This is a genomic window from Myroides sp. C4067 (assembly GCF_038039665.1).
Taxonomy (GTDB): domain Bacteria; phylum Bacteroidota; class Bacteroidia; order Flavobacteriales; family Flavobacteriaceae; genus Flavobacterium; species Flavobacterium odoratimimum.
Map to the genome: position 1 here is coordinate 21,447 of NZ_JBBPHJ010000019.1, position 20,912 is coordinate 42,358.

Sequence of the window (20,912 nt, forward strand, 5' to 3'; positions counted from 1 at the left end):
TTTATAAAGTAAGATATACATGCGAAAACGATTGCTGCTGATAAAATAAGTATGTATAAATATTCTTCCATAACTTATCCTTACGCTACCAAACTTCTATAACCTGATGGTGTCTGACCAACGAAATATTTAAAATATTTATTAAAAGTTGACTTACTACTGAATCCGCACTCATCTACTATTGCTTCAATAGTCAAGTTCTGTTTCTTTTCTATTAAAAATTTCGCATGGTTTATTCTATACTTTGCTAACAACTGATAGAAACTAGTATTCATATCGTGATTGATAACTTCTGACAAGTGATGTTTACTCATCTCAACTTCTTTAGCCAAATGATCTAAAGAGAAATTAGTATCCAAATACTCTTCTGAGTTTTCAAAGTATTGAATAATGCTCTCTACTTGACCACTCATTTCTTTCTCTAATGCATCAGTAACAACAACATTCAACACTGGAGCATCTATAATTTTATTTGTTACCTCCTTAATTTCATTTTCAACAGTTTCTTCTGAACGACTAACAATCAAAGTAAGTGTCGAAAACAAAATAGCAAAGAAATCTATTCCACCAAATAAGAAAGAACTTGTTACTCCATAGCTCTTATCAAATAAATCCATTAGGAAATAGAAAAAACAAATTACAGTACCAGCAACAGCATAAAAACTAAAAAAGCTAATAAAGTTAAATGCCTTATAACTTAAGTTCTTTGCGTGTACTGAGTTTATATTTTTACAAATAGCAAATAGATATCCTGCCAAAAAAAGTAGGTTAACAATCTCATATAGCATTGTCATTTCACTAAAAGCTAATAATAGTACTCCTAAAGTACCTACAAAATGTAATTGTAATTTATTAAAGATATTGACCTCTGTACGGTCATATTTTATCATAACATATATGATAGGTAGGATGAAGTATCCAAACGTAATATTAATATTGATTAGCGATAATAAAAACTGCAAAGCCACTAATACAATAGTTAGCTGCACTATCGTTTCGAAGATAGCTTTATCACTTTTTGCGTTATAAGGATTACTCAAAAATTTCATGCGTTAGATGGTGTTAATGCAATGCTTTGGAAGCTGCCCTCAACGCACAAGATCATACGCCACATATTGATACAATATGTGGTACATGCCTAGATAAGTGGGGACTTAAATATAAATATTCGCATATTCATATTTTTCTCTAAAGCAGTGCAAATTTATTACTTATTTCTTACTTAAAAACATTTTTTAACAATGCAAGATCAGTTTTGTGAAAATCATATATATAAACTTAAAATGACGAACAAAAAACAACCATTACACAATAAATTATTAAACTTTATTTACCATTCATGTTTAAGTAAAGAAAATAATAAACTAAATTACCCTTATTTTGTAAATATTACTAAAAATATTATCGCAAAATCCGATTATTAGGTAATTCAAGCTCCTATTTTTGTTACATGATATATATCATACTTTATTTTTTAGATATATTATATACCTTATAAGTATACTTTACACAAAAATGAATGGTTAACTTCTGTAAATAAGACAACAAGACATCTAAAAAGTCACATATCTAAAAACATGAAACAAGAATATTTCGCATATGGTCACACAACACAACACACATAAATATAAAAAATAATCATTACTCCATATTTTTTAACCTCAAAAACAAACTTACCATCATAAAAACAACCAAAAACAAGTAAAAAACATAATAGTCATAAAAAACATATTCTTTTTAAAATACTTTATTTATGCTTCCTTTTAACCTATTTCTTCACATTTAATGAAACAAAAAAAACAGCCATATATAGCTATATTAACTATACATGACTGTTCATGTTTCATTTTATTAGAACATCGTACTGATACGTCGTTTTAACTTATTTAGTACCTTACTAGGTACCTTTCTTATTTTACTGTTTTAATTTTTTCCACCCAAGTATTCCATAATTGTTGAGCGACCTTATCTAAATCAGGGTGTTTCCCTCCACCATAGACTTCATAATCATTAGAAGTCTCTTCATCATCTTCATAGAAGTAATAATAAGTATAAACTTCTTTTGCCCAAATCTTTTTTGAGATTAACCCTAATAGCTTCCTTACTTTCTCTTCGCGTTCATCTATATTAAAACGAATAGTATAATTTCCTTCTTTAAAATAAAAATCTAATGATGTATCATAAATAACCTCCTTAGTATTTTCTCTTAAATTCCTAGGACATACTTTTAAATGGTATTCTTCACTTACCCAATATTCAGCAGGTGTCTCTTGCCCCTGTTGTACATAATCAACGATATCAGTCAAATACTTAATATTCGCTGTATGGTCCATTAAAGAATAATTCTGTGTAACATTAACCTCTACTTGTGCCAAATGCCATAATCGATTAACAGCTTCACGTTCCTCACTAGGTAACTTGTATTCTTGAGGAATTTCATCTACTGTACTCTGATAGCGCCCATGTCCATCAAAAGCATCGACTATCATATCAAAATACTTACTTGCATTATTTCTATCATTTAATCCATGATAAGACCAAGCTAAACTAAACCAATAATTAACCTTCGCTACCTCATCTACTAAATCAAAATACATAGGGTTACTGAAGAACTCTTCTGTTAATTCAATAGTTTTATAAAAATCGTGCTTCTTATATCTCACATAAGTAAAGAAGTCTGCTGCCATATAGATCATCTCTGATACAATGTCTTCATCCTCTATTTCTTTTTGTTCAAATCGCTCTTTTAAGCTGTAATAAAACAACTCTGCCTCCTCATATTGATTAGCATTAATATGATTCTTTAGAATACGTCCTTGAACAGACATCCACTCACTGCTAAACTCATCGTGATACGTTAATAGTTCTTGAGAGAAATACTCCACTTCTCTAAACTCTTCTAATGTTTCTGCTAAAAACAAACCATTATCTAAGTTCTCTATAAATGGAGACAGTTCATATCCTTTTTTATGGAGTGTTAAGGCATATCTACAGTCATCAGTCTCATAAGTATCTTCCTTTAATTTAGATACGTTTCTGATCGCTATTCCCAGATTATTACACAGCATTGCATAGCCATGACTATTATTATTCACCTTTGGGCCTTCTCCTCTATCAAAATAAGCATCCAGTTGAGGGATGACTAATCCTCCTATTTCTTTTGCCTGTTCATAGTACTTTAATGCCCTTTCATTATCTTCTCCTTTTAGTTCTCCTGCTTTTTCTAGAAAACGAGTCATCAAGTTGTACCCATAAAAACTATCACATCGAATAGGATAATCCTCTATTGACACACCAAATTTCTCTGCTAATTCATAATAAGTAAAAAATAGAGAACTAGTCACTTCCTTTACCACTGAATAATACTTACCTAAAGTTTCGAAAGCCTTCTTTGAATTTTTTTCTACTACGAGATAGTAACGTATTTTCATACGAAGTACTATTTCATTCTCAGGGTTAGTTTTTAACTCTTCCTCTATTATATCAGCGAACCTCATTCCATATTCACGTGTATTCTTCGCTCCGAATTCTTCAGGATAATCAATACCGATATGATATAATAAAGAGATTAAATTCCAATACCCCTCTAATTTACCTGCTTTATACAGTTCTTCTATTTCTTTTCCAAAATTGACACTATACTCATTTCCATGAAAGATATAGAAAGAGTTTAATAGTTCATAAGCCTCATTATACTCCCCTCTTTCTAGAAATAATCGTCCTCCTTGATAAGTAGCATAATAGTGATCTGGGAAGTGATCATAAGCTAATTTATAAAAAGATACTGCTGTACTATAATCTTCTAACTCACGATACAGATAAGCTATCATATAATAAGTCTCTCCGAACTCTTTATCTTGCAGACTATAATCGTCTTTTAATAACGATATTTCGATTAACTTATCATGTAGTACTTCAATTGATTTCTCTTTAAGTTCTAATTTTGTCTCATAGATCCAAGACAACCAATCAAAAGCACTAAACACAGCTTTTTTATCAGTAGGTAGTCGCTCAATAATCTCTTGCGCTGTAGACATCATCACAGACACATCGTCGTAATAGGGGCCATTATAGATGCGTATCTTCCAGAAAAGAGCTTCTTTATTTAAAGCATCTTCCCTTAAGATTTCTTCTATAATAGACAATATTTGTTCGGATACCTCCTGATTCTTATGATATAATTCTATTTTTTGCTCTTCATTGGCATTAGACAAATCATCTCCCATCACCAACTGATCATATAATTCTTTTATTTCGTCTAATCGTTTATCTTTTTGCTCCATAAAGCACATCTTTCCTTTTTTGTATAAATAAACGATAAAGATAATACTTTAACCTATTCCCTAAAAAGACGCCTAAACATTTTACCCTAAACCCTAAACAAAAAAAGACGAACTATCGTTCGTCTTTTTTATAATATCTATAAGTTCTTTTTTCATTTAATACCTTCTCCTCTTCTATAAATTCTTCTGGAATCACTTTTAAGAAAGAAGGGTGTTGCTCTATCGCCATCTCTACTTTTTCTACGATTTGCTCTATAGTATCATTCTCGTAGTCGATATCTAAAGGCTCCTTAATCACCATAGACTGTAGAATTCCTTTTTTCTTAAGGTGTAATCCTTTTTTATCAAAAGATCTTCTAAATCCATCGATAACAATAGGCACTACAATAGGCTTATAATTCTTAATGATATGAGCAGTTCCTTTTCTAATAGGTTTAAAAGACTTAGTCGTTCCCTGAGGGAAAGTGATTACCCATCCATCATCTAGAGCTACTTTAATATTCTCTACCTGATCTTGATTTACTTCTCTCTTTTCTTCTAACTCTTTTCCCTGGCTTCTCCAAGTTCTATCTACTGTTACAGCCCCTACATAAGCTAATATACGCGGTAGCCATCCAGCCTTCATTGTTTCAGACGCAGCTACATAATACAGATTTAACTTTGGCTTCCAGATATAAAATATATTCTTGATAGAATCTTCACGTCCTTTAAGACTTGCATTAAATACATGGTACATTGCTACCACATCAGCAAAGTAAGTTTGGTGATTCGAAATAAATAATACATGCCTATCTGGCAATTGCCTAAGCACTTCAGAGCCTTCTATTTGTAAGCTATTAAAGCCACGGAAACGCTGATGCGTTGCAAATCCAAAAACTCTAATTATCCACTTCTTTAAAAATAAAATATGACCAAATGGATTTCTTTTAAACAATCCCATAATTCACACACATTGGTTCGAACTACAAAATTACAACTTTTACTCCTCTACTTTGTTAATTAAATGAAATAAGTCATACTTCTAAATACTAAATAGTATTAAATAAACACTAATATACTGAAAAACAGAATAGATAAAGAATCAATATTTTTTTATAACCTACTTATATACCTGCTTAATCGTCTCCTTTAACTCACTTAACATCATCGCTGTAGCTCCCCAAATCGTAAAATCATTGTATACATACGCAGGCACATCTATAAACTTAGCATAACTAGTCTGTAGCCCTACCTCTTTGACAATACTGTCGTCTAACAGAGTCTTGAGTGGCATCTCTATCACACTAGCCACCTCATCTACACTTAATGTCATTTTAGGAGTATGGTCTATCACCCCTAAATAAGGTTGTACTATAAAATTACTAGGAGGTATATACACCCTTGTAAACGCTTTTAGCACTTGTATTTTACTAGGAGACACTCCTATTTCTTCATCCGTTTCTCTTAGCGCTGTCCTCTCTAATGACAAGTCTTCTTCCTCATACTTCCCTCCTGGGAATCCTATTTGTCCTGAATGCACTCCACCACAGCTAGCTCTTTCGATTAATAAGATAGATGTATCCTCTCCTTTAGGGTATAAAAGCATCATCACAGCAGAGTATCTCGGATCCTTCTTAATGAAATCATCTACAGCTAAGTAAGGACGCCTTTCTTCAGGCACCATCAGTTGCTGTGCTTCTACTCCTAGTAGATTAACACTTTTAATTTCAGGTATTCTATGTAAAAGAGAATCAAAAGTCATATTTTTGTACACGTATAAATTACAACTACTAAAATTACAATTTTATTATCTATGTTTAGCAAAGAAGAAGCACAACGAATAAAAAAAGAATTCTGGATAACTTTTGCAGATGAATATCCTCGCAAATGGTTATTACACAATACTAAGATTAAAGATTTCTCTTTTAAATTCTACGCTGATAACAAAAAAGCACAAGTTTTATTAGACATAGAACACAAAGACGAAGAAAAAAGAAAAATCTATTTCGAAAAGATTGAATCTCTAAAAACAATCTTACTTGAAGAATATCTTCCTGAAGCTATTTTTGAAAGAAACTTCTACCTAGAAAACGGTAAATTAATCAGCCGTATTTGGATAGAACAACCTAATGTTTGTATCAATAACAGAAAAACCTGGAATGAGATCTATGATTTCTTTAATGATAAAATGAACCTTTTTGAATTATTTTTCTACGAACACGAAGATTATATAAGAGATTTAGAAATAAACACGTAATTTTAGCGTTATACATCTAAGTTTCTAAACAAGAATGCGTTATCTAAGCTTTTTTATTATCTTATTTACACTATGCTTTACAGCTAGTAATGCACAAGAAAAACAACCTTATCAGAAAGATTCTTTGTCTTATGTTAAGGTGCATTACTCTGAACATGAAGCACCTAAGTTAATAGAGAGAGACACCACTCGAATCTTTAAAAACTTCGAACAAAAAAGTAAAAAAACAAAAGTAGGACGTTTTTTCAACAAACTTGTTTATAAGAATAATAAGAAACTTATAGCGAATGCTCCCGAAATAAAAACAAACCAACATCTAGAATTAGGCGAAGGAAAAGTTATACGCAATATCTATATCAAGACATTAGACCCTTTTGGGTTTTCTGATACAGACTCTCTAAAGACACCTAAAAACAAAGTAGAGGAAATAGGAAATAAGCTCCACTTCAAAACAAAAAGCTTTACCATCAAGAACTTTCTAATCTTCAAAGAAGGAGAGCGTTTCGACTCTTTAAAGATTAAAGAAAGTGAGCGTCTTTTGCGTACCCAGAGCTTTGTGAGAAAAGTAACAATGTACCCTATTCCTACATCACATCCAGATTCTGTAGATGTCCTTATAAGAGAGTTAGACTCTTGGAGTATATACCCGACTGGCTCTATATCTACCTCATCATATAGAATTAAACTAAGAGACAGAAATTTCGCTGGTCTAGGACATGACGTGATTCTTCAGTATACGAATAGATACAAAGAAAAAAAACAAGGAGTATACTTCGATTATACGGTTAACAATATTCAGAATACCTTCATAAGAGCTAATCTACTATATAATAAACAAGTTTGGGGAGACTATGTAAAAGGTATTGTGGTAGACAGACCTTTTTACTCTCCTTATGCTAAATGGGCAGGAGGTGTGACCTTATCTCAGCATTTTAGAAGAGATTCTCTACCTGATATTAATAATAATTACAGTTACGAATCACGCAAGTATAATACAGTAGATACGTGGGCAGGATATTCTATTCCTTTGTTTAAAAGCTATAAGGACAAACCTGTTATTACCAATCTTAGAACCTCATTGCGATATATAAAACAAAATTACACAGAGAGCCCACAAGAGCAATATGATCCATATGGATTCTATAGAGACCAGAGTACCTATTTAGCTTCTGTTAGTTTAAGCTCCATCAACTACGTCCAAGATCAATACATTTTTAACTATAATATTATTGAAGACGTCCAAGTCGGTAAAGTATTCGCACTGACTGGAGGTATGAGAGATCAGTATGGCAAGCGAAGAGCCTACTATGGAGCTAAACTAGCAATGGGAGGATATACTAGACTTGGCTATTTCTCCGGCAATGTCGAATGGGGAAGTTACTTCTATGGCAGTGATTCAGAACAAGGGGCTTTACGATTAGAAGGAACCTATTTCACTAAGCTATTTATTATGGGTAACTGGCGTTTTAGACACTTCTTTACTCCTCAATTTATCTATGGATATAATCGTTATGATCACATCGGAGATGAACTTAGATTAGATAATGTAATCCAAGGAATACGTGCCCAGAAAGTAACAGGATCAAAACGTCTAGCCTTCGCTTACCAATGGCAGTCTTACGCACCTTATGAGTGGAAAGGATTCCGTTTTAACCCTTATTTCAGTTTCGAAGGTGCCTTTATTACGAATAAGAGCGAAAACTTATTTGATTCTAAATTCTATTCTAGATTCAGCATTGGACTTGTAGCTTATAATGATTATCTCGTTTTTAGTAAAGTAGCACTCTCTCTTGTTTTCTACCCTACTATGCCTGACACAGGGTCTAGTGTCATCAGAGCTAACTCTAGACAGTACAATATGAATCTACCAGACTTTAACTACGATAGGCCTCGTACCGTATCGTATTATTAATAAAAATCCCCAAAGCAGTTAGTCTACTTTGGGGATTATTTTATCTACTCTTAAGATATTGTTGAAATCTATAAATCTCTGTTTCTGCTGCTACATTATGCATGATTTCCTCATCTACAGGAGTTAATTCTACATGTCGTCTAGCCATCACTATTTTCATCGTTTCTAGAGCTTTCTCTACCTTATACGTTTCAGAAGACTCTCCTCCTCCCCAAGTAAAACTTGGTAAAAACGTCTTAGGGAATCCTCCTCCGAAGATACTACATCCCACCCCCACTACAGTTCCTGTATTGAACATAGTATTAATACCACTCTTACTGTGATCTCCCATCATTAAACCACAGAACTGCAAACCTGTATTTTCATACGATTGAGTCTCATAGCTCCATAATTTCACAGGACTATAGTTATTCTTTAGATTAGAGTTATTTGTATCTGCACCTAGATTACACCATTCACCTAGTACTGAGTTACCTAAGAATCCGTCATGCCCTTTATTAGAATATCCAAACATCACAGAGTTACTTACTTCTCCACCTACTCTACAGTGAGGTCCTACAGTAGTAGCTCCATAAATCTTAGTTGCTAATTTCACCTGTGCTTCTTCACATAGTGCAAATGGCCCTCTAATAACCGAACCTTCCATGATCTCAGCATTCTTACCGATATAGATAGGCCCTGTAGAAGCATTTAATGTTACAAATGCTAACTTAGCTCCTTCTTCTATAAATACATTCTCTGGAGCGATTACATTTACACTCTTCGGAATGTCTTCTGATATTCTATCTTCTGTAATTAAAGCAAAATCTGCACGAATAGCAGCGTCGTTCTTCTCGAATATATCCCATTTGTGCTCTATCTTCATCAATTCACTCTCACATACCAATAACTCATAGTCATCGAAGTTCACTTCCTCTTGAGAATCTTGAGTATAGAACGCCACTATATCTTCATTATAGATAACAGCCTGCATAGGCTGTAACTCCTTGATTAAGTCAGCCACCTCTTGATTAGGTAGATAAGCTGCATTAATCATAACATTATTCTCCACCTCTATCATTGGATACTTAGTAGATAAATATTCCTCTGTCAGAGTTGTAGTTGTATAACGCAGGTAATTCTCCCATTTTTCGCGGATAGTCAATATTCCTACACGAATATCTGCTACTGGTCTAGTAAACGTAAACGGCAATAAGGCTGTTCTTACGTCTCCATCAAATAAGATATAGTTCATAGTATATAATTCAAGATTTTAAAGGTTTAAAGTTAACGAATCTACAGTAAAAAACAGTGATAACGATCAATTAAATAATACTCTATTCATACATATCAAATTCACTCCACAACCTATCTACTTCAAAATAAATCCTTTATCTTTAAAATAAAAAATATTATGAAAAAACTATTGCTATTATTCGGTCTCGTCCTATGTACACTATTAAGTAGCTGTAGTGGCTCTGATACTTATCAAGGTGAATGGAAGGCTACAGATGAAAACAATAAACACTTCACCATCACGTTCGAAAAAAGAAAATATACTATCACCAGTGAAGATGGACAAGTCAGCACACATAACTACACCGAATTTGAACATCACACTATAAATAGTATTGAGACCTACGGTATCAGGATGATAGAAGAAGGAAAAGAACTATACATACACTTCCCGATCAAGAACAATAATGTCATTGCCTTTATACAAACCAAAGGAAAGCAAGTATTATACACACTCTCTAGAGACGCATATCTCACCACATCAGATGTATATAAACTATAAAAAAAGCCTCTCAAGTGATTGAGAGGCTTTCGTATATGATAAGCTAAAATTATTTACCAAATTTAGCGTATTTGTTTTTGAATTTGTCAATACGTCCTGCAGTATCGATAAGTTTAGATTTACCTGTGTAGAATGGGTGAGATGTACGAGAGATCTCCATTTTGTACACTGGGTATTCTACTCCGTCAACTTCGATTGTTTCTTTAGTCTCTACTGTTGATTTTGTGATGAATACGTCATCATTTGACATATCTTTAAATGCTACTAATCTGTAATTTTCTGGGTGAATACCTTTTCTCATGATAAATTCTATTTTAAATTGTGAGCTACCTTCCATTTCGAAGCTTTCTATTTTCAAGAAAGGTGTAAACTTCCGATAACTTTTTAGTTATACTTATGTATTTTATTTCAGATTGCAAATGTACAATATAATTTGAAAAATCAAATAACTATTTTACTTTATTTACTGATTTTATCAATCCCTTATAATATCCTATTCGTTATCAACTAATAAGCTTAGACACTATCTCCCAATCCTTATCCTCTTCTATCTCTATATGTATATCTATAGTATCTTCTATAGTATCACAATATCCTCCTATAGCCTCTCCATCTACATCATCACTCGCTAAATAACAAAAGATATCTCTTACCCCCCTACGCGTCATTTTACCTACATATTGTATATCTGACTGAGTTCTTCTTAAGATATCTATGATATTATTCTCTATCTCTTCTAATCGTTCGTTTTCTTCCCATGTAGGGTACTCTCGCTCTGTCTCTACAAGTGATAATTCTATAACAAATGCATAAGGATATTTATCCTTGTCGCTAAAGTTAGCATAAGACATATTAATCACTCCAGTAGCTTTAAAGCCGCCTACCTCTAAAACACGAATACTCATACTTTGATCGCTCATAACTCTTTTAATTTTGAAACTAAATATACAAAATTTTTCGCATTTTAACATTTTTATATTTTAGTGAAGCTTTAACAATCCTATCTTTGAAAACACTAACCCTATTTAAGACTAAAACATTATGTTTAAAAAATTAATCACACTCGTATTCTTATTGATTACAGTGCTGGCAGTCGCACACCCTGATCAAAAAAAAGTAGAACAGGCCCTGTACAACTTAAAGAATGTAACATTCAAACAATTAGAGTCTAAAGATGACTCATATCTATTGTATGAACTTAGAGTAAGACAACAAGTAGATCACACAGATCCTTCTAAAGGTTACTTCTATCAAAAGGTACACTTCTATCACAAGGATTTTGATCACCCTATGATTATGGAGACTAACGGTTATGATCTATATGTACGTGCTAGCGAAATGGTAAACTATCTACAGAGTAACTACTTAAATATAGAACACAGATTCTTCGGAGAGTCTATTCCTGAAGGCAAACCATGGCAGTATCTTACTATGGAACAAGTAACAGCTGACTTACATGAGATCAACCAACTATTCAGAGAAATCTATACAAACAATAAATGGATCAGTACAGGTATTAGCAAAGGTGGACAGACTAGCATCTACTATAAATACTTCTATCCTAATGATGTAGATGTAGCGATTCCGTATGTAGCTCCTTTTAACCAAGCGTTAGAAGAGCCTCGTATATATCCATTTTTAGCAAATGTGGGAGACAAATCATGTAGAGACAAAATCTACAATATCCAGGTAAAACTATTTGAAAATAAAACACAGATTCTAGAAAAGCTTAAATGGTATGCCAAAGGAGCTAGACTGTCTTTTAACTATTTAGGTTCTTTAGAAAAAGCTTTTGAATACGCAGTATTAGAATACAGCTTCGGATTCTGGCAAAGTGGTCACTCATGTGCTACATTCCCAAATACAAAAAACATTGATGAACTAACAGAACACTTCCTTAGTGTGAGTAATATAGACTTCTTTAGTGATCAAACGATCAAGCGATACGAATCTCACTATTATCAGTCAGGAACACAGCTAGGATACTACGGATATGACATCACTCCATTCAAGAAATACGTGAGCTTTACGTCTAACCCGTTAGCTACCTTTATGCCTGAAGGAACTACATACAACAACTTTAACGATGCACTAATCCAAAAAGTAAAAACATGGTTAGAGAATGATGCGAATAACATTATCTATGTATATGGCGAGACAGATACATGGAGTGCCTCTATGGTAGTACCTAGTGCTAAGGTCAACTCTAAAGCTTATGTACTTCCTAAAAAAGATCATGGACAAGCGCGTGTGAAGAATATGACTCCTGAGATGAGAACACAATTCTTCTCTACGTTAGAAAAAATGACAGGATTAAAACCCCTAAAATAACTTGAAGAAATAAAGCCAAAAGCGCCTTTCTCTAATGAAAAGAGAAAGGCGCTTTTGGTCTATAACACTCCTTATAGGTAAATATTATATAAGTCTCTTCTTTATTTTTTATAAGCGAAATAGAATCCTATACCAATCAAAATAAAGAGTATAGAAAAACAGATATTCAAAAACTTAGCTACTTTAATTCCAAATGTATTTCGTATCCAAGCCATATTAAACACAGGTCCTCCTGTCTGATCATACATGTGCTCATATCCTTTAATAGAACAGAATAAAAGCACACCTCCTATCAACACAAGTCCTATACCTCCATACTCTGGATGTTCTCTAAAAAGAGTATGAAAATACTCTGAAATTAAATCTAACATACTTCATCATTTTTACGCTCTACATCCTTTTATATTATTCTTTTGCATAAACATTTTATATAAAAATAGCATACTAAAATACAATATAAAAAAACATCAAAAAAACACTTTTCAAACAAACCTATACCCCTACTATACATCCTCTATACTTCATTCTATTTAAGTGCCCCTTTACTCAAAATTAAATTAATCAAACTATAACTCCCTCCACACTGAACCCAAATTTTTAAATTAGTCGTAGATCCCCTATCAATACAAGAATCATTCTTCGACTAATGACCTCTCTACTCCACCATTCTCGGCTTATTCTCCATGAATTGTCGAGCAAATAAGAACCAACACCAGTGTACGCAAGGGATTACAAGGGGGTATCATATTAGGTACATCATATCATTATTTGTATCAATATAGCCTCTATCCCTTACAAATAAAGAGATTAGCAGTAAATATCTCTTTTTAGCATTCTAAAAAAAATAGAATGATTTTTTTATAAAAAGGGTCAAAAACAGCGTTTCGAACCGAATATGCTAAAAAAAGAAGAGATTATAGCTCCAATAAGGGGGTATACATCTACATTTTAGATTAAAATAAAAAAAATGGATTATGAATTTTAATTCCCATTGATAAAAAGACGCTATCCATACTCATTTTCAACATGCTTATAACCTATTCAATAAGATATTCTTCTAGTCTAGAAAGAACCAATAAATGAAAGCACGACAAGACCTTATGCATCTTCACAACTTTACTGTTTTATAAAAAGAATAGATAAATAAGATGATTAGTGCACATTCTGTTAACAAACTCCCATTACATACCGTTCTAAAAGGGTTATTTTATTATATTTGTAAATCATATTTATAGATAACCAATGAAGAACCCAGTAAACAAAGTAGGTATTACTTTCGGAATCATATTAGCCATCTATTACACACTATTTAACAGTGTAATATTTTTTACAGACAAAGCCCTATTTGCCAATACTTTCGCTGGTTTTTTTAATATGGGTGTGATGGTTATCTTAGGGATACTGACTATCTATTTTGCTCGTAAAAAAGCAGGAGGATATGTTACATTCAGAGAAGGTTTTACTCCATTCTTCTTGATGGTCATCATCGGAGTGACTGCGAATATTATCATTTATAATATTCTTTTTAATATCGTGGATCCTTCTGCTAAGGAGGAAATCAGCAAGTCTCTTTATGATATGTTAATCAAAACATTAGACGGGTCTGGACTTCCACAAGAACAAATCAATGAACAATTAGAAAAAGCTAGAAATATCAACCAATTTGCTCCTAAATCACAATTGTTTTTATGGGCAGGTAGTGTACTTAGAAATTCAATACTAGGGATATTATTAGCTGCTATATTTAAAAATAAATCAGAATTCGTAAACCCACATCCTGAAATTAATCATGATGTAGATACTGATTTTAATAAAGATCACAAATAATCTAGATGAATCTATCAATAGTAATTCCTCTGCTAAACGAAGCAGAGTCTCTGCCAGAACTACATACGTGGATAACTAAAGTTATGCAGGAGAACGGCTTTACCTATGAGATTCTCTTTATCGATGATGGTAGTAAAGACAAATCGTGGAATATAATCACTGCACTAGCTGCTAGAGATACTCAGGTTAAAGGAATACGCTTCCAACGCAACTTTGGTAAATCACAGGCTTTACATGCTGGATTTGCACAGGCACTAGGAGATGTAGTAATCACTATGGATGCTGATCTTCAAGATAGTCCTGATGAGATACCGGCACTATATGATATGATCACTAAAGAGGGGTATGATATGGTATCTGGTTGGAAAAAGAAACGATATGACTCTGTCGTATCCAAAAACCTTCCTTCTAAACTATTTAACTGGGCTGCGAGAAAGACTTCTGGTGTTCAGCTAAACGACTTTAACTGTGGACTGAAGGCCTATAAAAATGAGGTCATTAAAAATATAGAGGTATCTGGTGAGATGCACCGCTACATCCCTGTCCTAGCCAAAAATGAAGGCTATGATAAAATAGGTGAAAAAGTAGTCATCCACCAAGCACGTAAATACGGTACTACCAAGTTTGGGATGAGTAGATTTATCTACGGTTTTCTAGATTTGATTACCATTTGGTTCCTCTCTAAATTTGGCAAAAGACCGATGCACTTATTCGGATCACTTGGGGTTATCACCTTTGGGATTGGGTTCTGTGCAGCCTTCTTTATTGGAGCGAATAAGCTGTATAAGCTTTATTATGGGTTACCCGCTATCCGAGTGACTCAAGATCCGTGGTTTTATATATCACTGGTAACAATGATCATCGGAACACAGTTATTCTTAGCGGGATTCTTAGGAGAACTTATACTTAAAACAAAGACAAACATTAGTAGATATAAAATCGCTGAACAAAGCGGTTTTTAATCCACACTAAATATCAATATTATGCAAATAGAAAAAGAAATCTTAGCAAAAGCTGAATTATGGTTAAAAGAACCTTTTGACGCTGAAACACAGGCTTCTGTTCAAAAAATGATGGATACTGACCCTGCAACTCTTAAAGACAGTTTTTATAAAAACTTAGAGTTCGGTACAGGAGGTATGCGCGGTATAATGGGAATTGGTACAAATCGTATCAACAAATATACACTAGGTAAAAATACACAAGGATTATCAAACTATATCAAACAATCATTCCCTAACCAAGAATGGAAAGTAGCTATCAACTTTGACTGTCGTCACAACAGTCAAGAGTTAGCTAAAGTAGTAGCAGATGTATTCACTGCTAACGGTATTAAAGTATACTTATTCGCAGAGATGCGCCCTACTCCTGAGTTATCTTTCGCAGTAAGACACTACGGATGTAATGCTGGTATCGTATTAACTGCATCGCACAACCCACCGGAATACAATGGATATAAAGTATACTGGCAAGATGGTGGACAAATCGTTCCTCCTAATGATGCGGCTGTTATAGACGAAATCAACAGGTTAACCTATAACGAAGTAAACTTCAAAGGGGATGATAACCTGATTACTTATGTAGGAGAAGAACTAGATGCTGCGTTTATCCAATCAACTGTAGAGAATGCAAGCTTTGATACTCCACAGTCTGTAAAAGATCAGTTAAAAATAGCGTATACTTCTCTACACGGTACTTCTATCAAACTTATCCCTAGAGCATTCGAAGCTGCTGGATATAAGAATGTATTCATCGTAAAAGAACAAGCAGAACCAGATGGGGACTTCCCTACTGTAAAATCTCCTAATCCTGAAGAACCAGAAGCATTGACTATGGCACTTCAGTTAGCAGATGAGACAGGTGCAGATATCGTGATCGGTACTGACCCTGATTCTGACCGTATCGGTATAGGTGTACGTGACTTAGATGGTAATATGATTCTGTTAAATGGTAACCAAACTATGGTGATGATGACAGGTTTCTTACTAGAACAGTACAAACGCAATATCGGTTTTAAAGGAAATGAATTTATTGGTTCTACTATCGTTTCTACTCCTATGATGCTAGACTTAGCAGAAAGCTATGGTGTAGAGTGTAAAGTAGGATTAACAGGATTTAAATGGATAGCTAAGTTTATCAATGAATGTCCTACTCAGAAATTTATCGGTGGTGGTGAAGAGAGTTTTGGATATATGGTAGGTGATGCTGTACGTGATAAAGATGCTGTAGCTTCTGCTCTACTAGTATGTGAGATCGCAGCTGTAGCTAAAGCTGCAGGTAGTTCTTTCTATAGAGAGTTAATGAATCTATATATCGACAATAAGTTCTATAAAGAATACCTTATTTCTCTAGTGAAAAAAGGTATCTCTGGAGCTGAAGAGATTAAACAAATGATGATCGAGTTAAGAGAAAATCCACTTACTGAAATCATCGGACAGAGAGTAGTATGTGTAGAAGACTATCAGTCTAGTGAAGCGAAGAACTTATTCACTAATGAGATAGAGCCTATCCACGTGCCTAAATCTAATGTACTAATCTATTATCTAGAAGATGGTACGAAGATAGCTGCTCGTCCTAGTGGTACTGAACCGAAGATTAAATTCTACTTTAGTGTAAACGAACCATTACACGATATCGCTGAAGTGAAGGCAACGGAGAAAGTATTAGACCAAAAAATTCAAGATATCATCAACGAAATGAAGTTGAATTAGAACATATAAGAAAGACTGGTAGTACTACCAGTCTTTTTTTCTTTATTTTTGCTTTTTACATTATAACAAATATGAACGAATACTTTAAGAAGATACTTCACTTTGGTAAGCCATATAAGACCTATGCTTACTTAAACGTTTTTTTTAATATACTATACGCTTTATTCAGTGCGCTATCTTTTGTGGCATTGATCCCGATGTTGACAGTGCTTTTTGGTGATGCCAAAAAAGTTACAGAGAAGCCTCTCTATACAGGTATAGGACATATCAAAGATTACTTAGAAGACTATATGTCTTACTTCATCACGCAGTATACTGCAGAGCATGGAGCTCAAGATACCTTGATGGTAATGGCTGCTGTAATTATCTCGTTGTTTTTACTAAAAAACTTATTTAACTATTGGGCGATGTACTTTATTACCTTCCTAAGAAATGGGGTATTAAAAGATATTCGTAATGCGATGTATAAAAAGTCATTAGAGTTACCACTATCGTTCTTCTCTGAAAAAAGAAAAGGGGATGTGATCTCTCGAATCACTTCTGATGTACTAGAGATACAGCACTCTTTCTTATCTATCTTAGAAGTAGTAGTAAGAGAACCTCTGACTATCGTATTTACTATTGTAGCTATGTTTGCAATCAGTACTGAGCTAACTTTATTCGTATTTATATTTGTTCCTATCTCAGGTGTAATCATTTCTAAAGTAGGTAAGACCTTAAAGAAAAGTTCACAAAAGGCTTCTGAAGAACAAGGGTACTTCTTATCTATTATAGAAGAATCTCTATCTGGGCTAAAAGTGATCAAAAGCTTTAACTCAGAAAAAAATTTCAATAAAAAGTTTCAAGACTCTACACATAGTTTCTATGAACTAAACAATACTATCCTTAATCGTCAGAACTTATCTTCTCCACTTAGTGAATTCTTAGGTATCGTGACTATCGCTGTATTATTAGTATACGGTGGTCACTTAGTACTAGGTGAAGGTACACTGACAGGGGCTGCATTTATTGCTTATATCGGTATGGCTTATAATATCCTTACCCCTGCTAAGGCTATGTCTAAGGCTTCATACTCATTAAAACGTGGTAATGCTGCTGCAGAGCGTGTGTTACAGGTATTAGAAGAAAATAATCCTATCGAAAGCAAAGAAAATGCAATAGCGAAGTCTAGCTTCGAGGATAAAATAGAGGTAGATAATATCTCGTTTAAGTACGAAGAAGAGTACGTATTAAAAGATTTTACCCTTACGGTGCCAAAAGGAAAATCTGTCGCGCTAGTAGGTCAGTCTGGTAGTGGTAAGAGTACGATAGCAAACTTATTGACTCGATTCTGGGATATCAATGAAGGAGCAATCAAAATAGATAACGAAGATATTCGTAACTTAGAGCTGAGCGATCTACGTGACCTTATCGGGCTAGTAACTCAAGATAGTATCTTATTCAATGATACAATCAAGAACAACCTTAAACTAGGTAAAGAAGATGCTACGGATGAAGAAATCATGCAAGCACTTAAAATAGCTAATGCGTATGAGTTCGTAAAAGATCTACCTCATGGTATAGATACCAATATCGGTGATGCTGGAAACAAATTATCTGGAGGACAGAAACAACGTCTGTCTATCGCAAGAGCAGTGCTTAAGAATCCTCCGATCATGATATTAGACGAAGCTACGTCTGCATTAGATACAGAAAGCGAAAAACTAGTACAGGTAGCCTTAGATAATATGATGCAAAACAGAACATCTATTATCATAGCTCACCGTCTATCTACGATCCAAAAAGCAGACTTAATCGTAGTCATGCAAAAAGGTAAAATAGTAGAACAAGGTACTCATGAAGAGCTAATCCAGTTAAATGGTACTTACTCTAAATTAGTTTCACTACAATCATTAGAATAAATGTATAAAGACGGTAAAAATATAACACTCCCTAGCGATCCGAATACTGTTGTATGGAAGTACTTAGACTTATCTAAGTTTTTAGATTTATTACTGTCTAATAAACTATTCATGTCTAGATCTGACAAATTTGAAGATCAGTATGAAGGGACATTTAGCGAGCCAACTTTTGAAGAGATAAAAAGAATCAGTCAAGACAATCCTGATTTCTTACAGCACTATAAACAGAAAAGAAAGAATATAGTTATCAGTAGTTGGCACCTTAATGAATGTGAGTCTTTCGCGATGTGGCAGATATTCACAAAAAACAAAGAAGGTATCGCTATTCAATCTACGCTAGAACGACTGCAAAAAGCGGTCTCTGTAGAAAACCGAATAGATCAATACATTGGAGAAGTAAACTATATCGATTACAAAAGAGAGTTTATTCCTTTTGACGATGAGTTCTTCCCTTTCTTGTTCAAAAGACAAAGTTTTCAATACGAAAAAGAGGTTCGTATTATCTCAGATGTAAGCCCTCTAGGTATAGAGGTCAATGAGGGTATTAAAATACATGTGGATATCGAACAATTAATAGAAAAAATTTATATTCATCCTAAGTCAGAGAATTGGTATAAAAACTTAGTATTAGAGCTAATGCATAAGTTAAACTTCAAATTTCATGTGGAGAAATCTGACTTAGAAAGTGATATATTAATCTAAAAAACTATGGAAGCAATGAACACTAACCAAGTTATCGTATCTATATTAGATAACGATTTCTATAAGTTTACGATGCAGTACGCTGCTATTAAACAATTCCCTTATGCTAAAGCGTCCTATATTTTCATCAATAGAGGACAACATAAATACCCTCCAGGTTTTGCTGAAGCACTGCGCTCTGCCGTAGATGAAATGGCAAAACTAAAACTAACAAAAGCAGAGAAGATATTCTTAGAAAAGACTTGTCCTTACTTAGACCCTACTTATCTAGACTTCTTACAAGGGTATCACTATGATCCATCAGAAATAGAAATATCACAAGATGGACCAGACCTAGAAGTACATATCAAAGGATATTGGTATAGAACTATCTTATGGGAGGTACCTCTAATGTCTATTATCTGTGAGTTATATTATAAAATGACTAATTCTGAAAGAGACTCTTCTGAAAAGGTGATTGCGAATACGCGTAACAAAATAGAGAAGTACAAAGAATTAGGGATTACTATTGCTGAATTTGGTACGAGAAGAAGACACTCTTATGCAGTACACCAATTAGTGGTAGATACCTTAAAACAATATGGCGACGGAAGCTTCATCGGGACGAGTAATGTGCACTTAGCGATGAAGTATAACACTAAACCTATTGGAACACATGCTCATGAATGGTTTATGTTCCACGCAGCTAAGTATGGTTTCAAAATGGCAAACTCAATGGGATTAGAACATTGGGTAGATACTTATAGAGGAGATCTAGGAATCGCGCTAACGGATACGTATACAAGTAAAGTTTTCTTTGAACAGTTTGATAAGAAATTTGCTAAGTTATTTGACGGAGTTAGACATGACAGTGGGGATCCACTAGACTTCGCTGATCAAGTCATCGCACATTACAAATCATTAAATATAGATCCTACTCAGAAGACTATTATCTTCTCTGATGGATTGAACCCTGAAAAAGTAGAGCGTATCGCTAATCACTGCAAAGGAAGAATAGGAATGTCATTCGGTATCGGTACAGACTTTACTAATGATGTGGGACTAGACGCTATGAATATCGTAATCAAGATGTCTCAAGCTCTTCCAGAGGGAGGATATTGGACGGATGTAGTGAAATTATCAGATGAACCTAAAAAGCACACAGGAACTCCTGAGATGATAGAATTAGCACAGAGATTATTAGAGATTCCTGTTTCTAAATAAAAGTGATTTAAACCACACTTTTTTATAAA

Annotated in this window: 18 protein-coding genes; 10 read left to right on the top strand and 8 right to left on the bottom strand. The window is 33.8% G+C overall.

Going from position 1 to position 20,912, the window contains the following annotated elements; all coding sequences use genetic code 11:
• Window positions 1-80 precede the first annotated feature (80 nt).
• The 4 genes from AABL87_RS13040 to AABL87_RS13055 form a co-directional block, all read right to left on the bottom strand.
• On the bottom strand, window positions 81-1,049 hold the full coding sequence (locus AABL87_RS13040; protein ID WP_341277470.1) for an AraC family transcriptional regulator: 969 nt from the start codon (window positions 1,047-1,049) through the stop codon (window positions 81-83).
• A gap of 861 nt (window positions 1,050-1,910) precedes the next feature.
• A complete protein-coding gene (locus tag AABL87_RS13045; RefSeq protein ID WP_341277471.1) occupies window positions 1,911-4,283 on the bottom strand; it encodes a tetratricopeptide repeat protein in 2,373 nt (790 codons plus the stop codon).
• A gap of 112 nt (window positions 4,284-4,395) precedes the next feature.
• On the bottom strand, window positions 4,396-5,223 hold the full coding sequence (locus tag AABL87_RS13050) for a lysophospholipid acyltransferase family protein (RefSeq protein WP_006264351.1): 828 nt from the start codon (window positions 5,221-5,223) through the stop codon (window positions 4,396-4,398).
• Between the two features lie 159 nt (window positions 5,224-5,382).
• Entirely contained in the window at window positions 5,383-6,024 is a 642-nt protein-coding gene (locus AABL87_RS13055) for an NUDIX hydrolase (RefSeq protein ID WP_039328357.1), read from the bottom strand.
• Window positions 6,025-6,075: 51 nt separating this feature from the next.
• On the opposite strand from AABL87_RS13055, the gene AABL87_RS13060 reads away from it, so the two are divergent.
• A complete protein-coding gene (locus AABL87_RS13060; RefSeq protein ID WP_006258697.1) occupies window positions 6,076-6,519 on the top strand; it encodes a DUF4268 domain-containing protein in 444 nt (147 codons plus the stop codon).
• 34 nt (window positions 6,520-6,553) lie between these two features.
• Window positions 6,554-8,431: a hypothetical protein gene (locus AABL87_RS13065; protein WP_016648869.1), complete on the top strand. Its 1,878-nt coding sequence runs from the start codon at window positions 6,554-6,556 to the stop codon at window positions 8,429-8,431.
• A gap of 40 nt (window positions 8,432-8,471) precedes the next feature.
• Here the strand turns inward: AABL87_RS13065 and AABL87_RS13070 are convergent, their stop codons facing one another.
• Window positions 8,472-9,665, bottom strand: a complete 1,194-nt coding sequence (locus AABL87_RS13070; protein ID WP_006258699.1) for a GlmU family protein — start codon at window positions 9,663-9,665, stop codon at window positions 8,472-8,474.
• A gap of 159 nt (window positions 9,666-9,824) precedes the next feature.
• On the opposite strand from AABL87_RS13070, the gene AABL87_RS13075 reads away from it, so the two are divergent.
• Window positions 9,825-10,208: a hypothetical protein gene (locus tag AABL87_RS13075; protein WP_341277472.1), complete on the top strand. Its 384-nt coding sequence runs from the start codon at window positions 9,825-9,827 to the stop codon at window positions 10,206-10,208.
• A gap of 49 nt (window positions 10,209-10,257) precedes the next feature.
• Here the strand turns inward: AABL87_RS13075 and AABL87_RS13080 are convergent, their stop codons facing one another.
• Both AABL87_RS13080 and AABL87_RS13085 read right to left on the bottom strand, forming a co-directional pair.
• Window positions 10,258-10,509 carry a type B 50S ribosomal protein L31 gene (locus AABL87_RS13080; RefSeq protein WP_025125308.1) on the bottom strand — a complete coding sequence of 84 codons (252 nt, stop codon included), beginning with the start codon at window positions 10,507-10,509 and terminating at the stop codon, window positions 10,258-10,260.
• Between the two features lie 202 nt (window positions 10,510-10,711).
• Window positions 10,712-11,128: a DUF695 domain-containing protein gene (locus AABL87_RS13085; RefSeq protein WP_006258702.1), complete on the bottom strand. Its 417-nt coding sequence runs from the start codon at window positions 11,126-11,128 to the stop codon at window positions 10,712-10,714.
• Window positions 11,129-11,249: 121 nt separating this feature from the next.
• Here AABL87_RS13085 and AABL87_RS13090 point away from each other — a divergent pair, with 121 nt between their 5' ends.
• Window positions 11,250-12,539: a S28 family serine protease gene (locus tag AABL87_RS13090; protein WP_341277473.1), complete on the top strand. Its 1,290-nt coding sequence runs from the start codon at window positions 11,250-11,252 to the stop codon at window positions 12,537-12,539.
• 101 nt (window positions 12,540-12,640) lie between these two features.
• On the opposite strand, the gene AABL87_RS13095 is transcribed toward AABL87_RS13090, so the two are convergent.
• Entirely contained in the window at window positions 12,641-12,910 is a 270-nt protein-coding gene (locus AABL87_RS13095; protein WP_006265916.1) for a hypothetical protein, read from the bottom strand.
• 871 nt (window positions 12,911-13,781) lie between these two features.
• Here AABL87_RS13095 and AABL87_RS13100 point away from each other — a divergent pair.
• The 6 genes from AABL87_RS13100 to pncB all read left to right on the top strand — a co-directional run bounded on the left by AABL87_RS13100 (window position 13,782) and on the right by pncB (window position 20,883).
• On the top strand, window positions 13,782-14,366 hold the full coding sequence (locus tag AABL87_RS13100; RefSeq protein WP_006258705.1) for a DUF4199 domain-containing protein: 585 nt from the start codon (window positions 13,782-13,784) through the stop codon (window positions 14,364-14,366).
• A gap of 5 nt (window positions 14,367-14,371) precedes the next feature.
• On the top strand, window positions 14,372-15,328 hold the full coding sequence (locus tag AABL87_RS13105; RefSeq protein ID WP_341277474.1) for a glycosyltransferase family 2 protein: 957 nt from the start codon (window positions 14,372-14,374) through the stop codon (window positions 15,326-15,328).
• 21 nt (window positions 15,329-15,349) lie between these two features.
• Window positions 15,350-17,077 carry a phospho-sugar mutase gene (locus tag AABL87_RS13110; RefSeq protein ID WP_006258707.1) on the top strand — a complete coding sequence of 576 codons (1,728 nt, stop codon included), beginning with the start codon at window positions 15,350-15,352 and terminating at the stop codon, window positions 17,075-17,077.
• 71 nt (window positions 17,078-17,148) lie between these two features.
• Window positions 17,149-18,978: an ABC transporter ATP-binding protein gene (locus tag AABL87_RS13115; RefSeq protein ID WP_341277475.1), complete on the top strand. Its 1,830-nt coding sequence runs from the start codon at window positions 17,149-17,151 to the stop codon at window positions 18,976-18,978.
• The gene (locus AABL87_RS13120; protein ID WP_006261827.1) at window positions 18,979-19,680 is read left to right on the top strand and encodes a DUF2971 domain-containing protein; all 702 of its coding nucleotides are present in this window, start codon (window positions 18,979-18,981) and stop codon (window positions 19,678-19,680) included.
• Window positions 19,681-19,695: 15 nt separating this feature from the next.
• Entirely contained in the window at window positions 19,696-20,883 is a 1,188-nt protein-coding gene (pncB, locus tag AABL87_RS13125; RefSeq protein WP_006258711.1) for a nicotinate phosphoribosyltransferase, read from the top strand.
• Window positions 20,884-20,912: the final 29 nt, after the last annotated feature.

Bases quoted from the DNA above. Each gene is read 5' to 3' on its own strand.
- AABL87_RS13040 (WP_341277470.1), bottom strand. From the start codon at position 1,049: ATGAAATTTTTGAGTAATCCTTATAACGCAAAAAGTGATAAAGCTATC.
- AABL87_RS13045 (WP_341277471.1), bottom strand. From the start codon at position 4,283: ATGGAGCAAAAAGATAAACGATTAGACGAAATAAAAGAATTATATGAT.
- AABL87_RS13050 (WP_006264351.1), bottom strand. From the start codon at position 5,223: ATGGGATTGTTTAAAAGAAATCCATTTGGTCATATTTTATTTTTAAAG.
- AABL87_RS13055 (WP_039328357.1), bottom strand. From the start codon at position 6,024: ATGACTTTTGATTCTCTTTTACATAGAATACCTGAAATTAAAAGTGTT.
- AABL87_RS13060 (WP_006258697.1), top strand. From the start codon at position 6,076: ATGTTTAGCAAAGAAGAAGCACAACGAATAAAAAAAGAATTCTGGATA.
- AABL87_RS13065 (WP_016648869.1), top strand. From the start codon at position 6,554: ATGCGTTATCTAAGCTTTTTTATTATCTTATTTACACTATGCTTTACA.
- AABL87_RS13070 (WP_006258699.1), bottom strand. From the start codon at position 9,665: ATGAACTATATCTTATTTGATGGAGACGTAAGAACAGCCTTATTGCCG.
- AABL87_RS13075 (WP_341277472.1), top strand. From the start codon at position 9,825: ATGAAAAAACTATTGCTATTATTCGGTCTCGTCCTATGTACACTATTA.
- AABL87_RS13080 (WP_025125308.1), bottom strand. From the start codon at position 10,509: ATGAGAAAAGGTATTCACCCAGAAAATTACAGATTAGTAGCATTTAAA.
- AABL87_RS13085 (WP_006258702.1), bottom strand. From the start codon at position 11,128: ATGAGCGATCAAAGTATGAGTATTCGTGTTTTAGAGGTAGGCGGCTTT.
- AABL87_RS13090 (WP_341277473.1), top strand. From the start codon at position 11,250: ATGTTTAAAAAATTAATCACACTCGTATTCTTATTGATTACAGTGCTG.
- AABL87_RS13095 (WP_006265916.1), bottom strand. From the start codon at position 12,910: ATGTTAGATTTAATTTCAGAGTATTTTCATACTCTTTTTAGAGAACAT.
- AABL87_RS13100 (WP_006258705.1), top strand. From the start codon at position 13,782: ATGAAGAACCCAGTAAACAAAGTAGGTATTACTTTCGGAATCATATTA.
- AABL87_RS13105 (WP_341277474.1), top strand. From the start codon at position 14,372: ATGAATCTATCAATAGTAATTCCTCTGCTAAACGAAGCAGAGTCTCTG.
- AABL87_RS13110 (WP_006258707.1), top strand. From the start codon at position 15,350: ATGCAAATAGAAAAAGAAATCTTAGCAAAAGCTGAATTATGGTTAAAA.
- AABL87_RS13115 (WP_341277475.1), top strand. From the start codon at position 17,149: ATGAACGAATACTTTAAGAAGATACTTCACTTTGGTAAGCCATATAAG.
- AABL87_RS13120 (WP_006261827.1), top strand. From the start codon at position 18,979: ATGTATAAAGACGGTAAAAATATAACACTCCCTAGCGATCCGAATACT.
- pncB (WP_006258711.1), top strand. From the start codon at position 19,696: ATGAACACTAACCAAGTTATCGTATCTATATTAGATAACGATTTCTAT.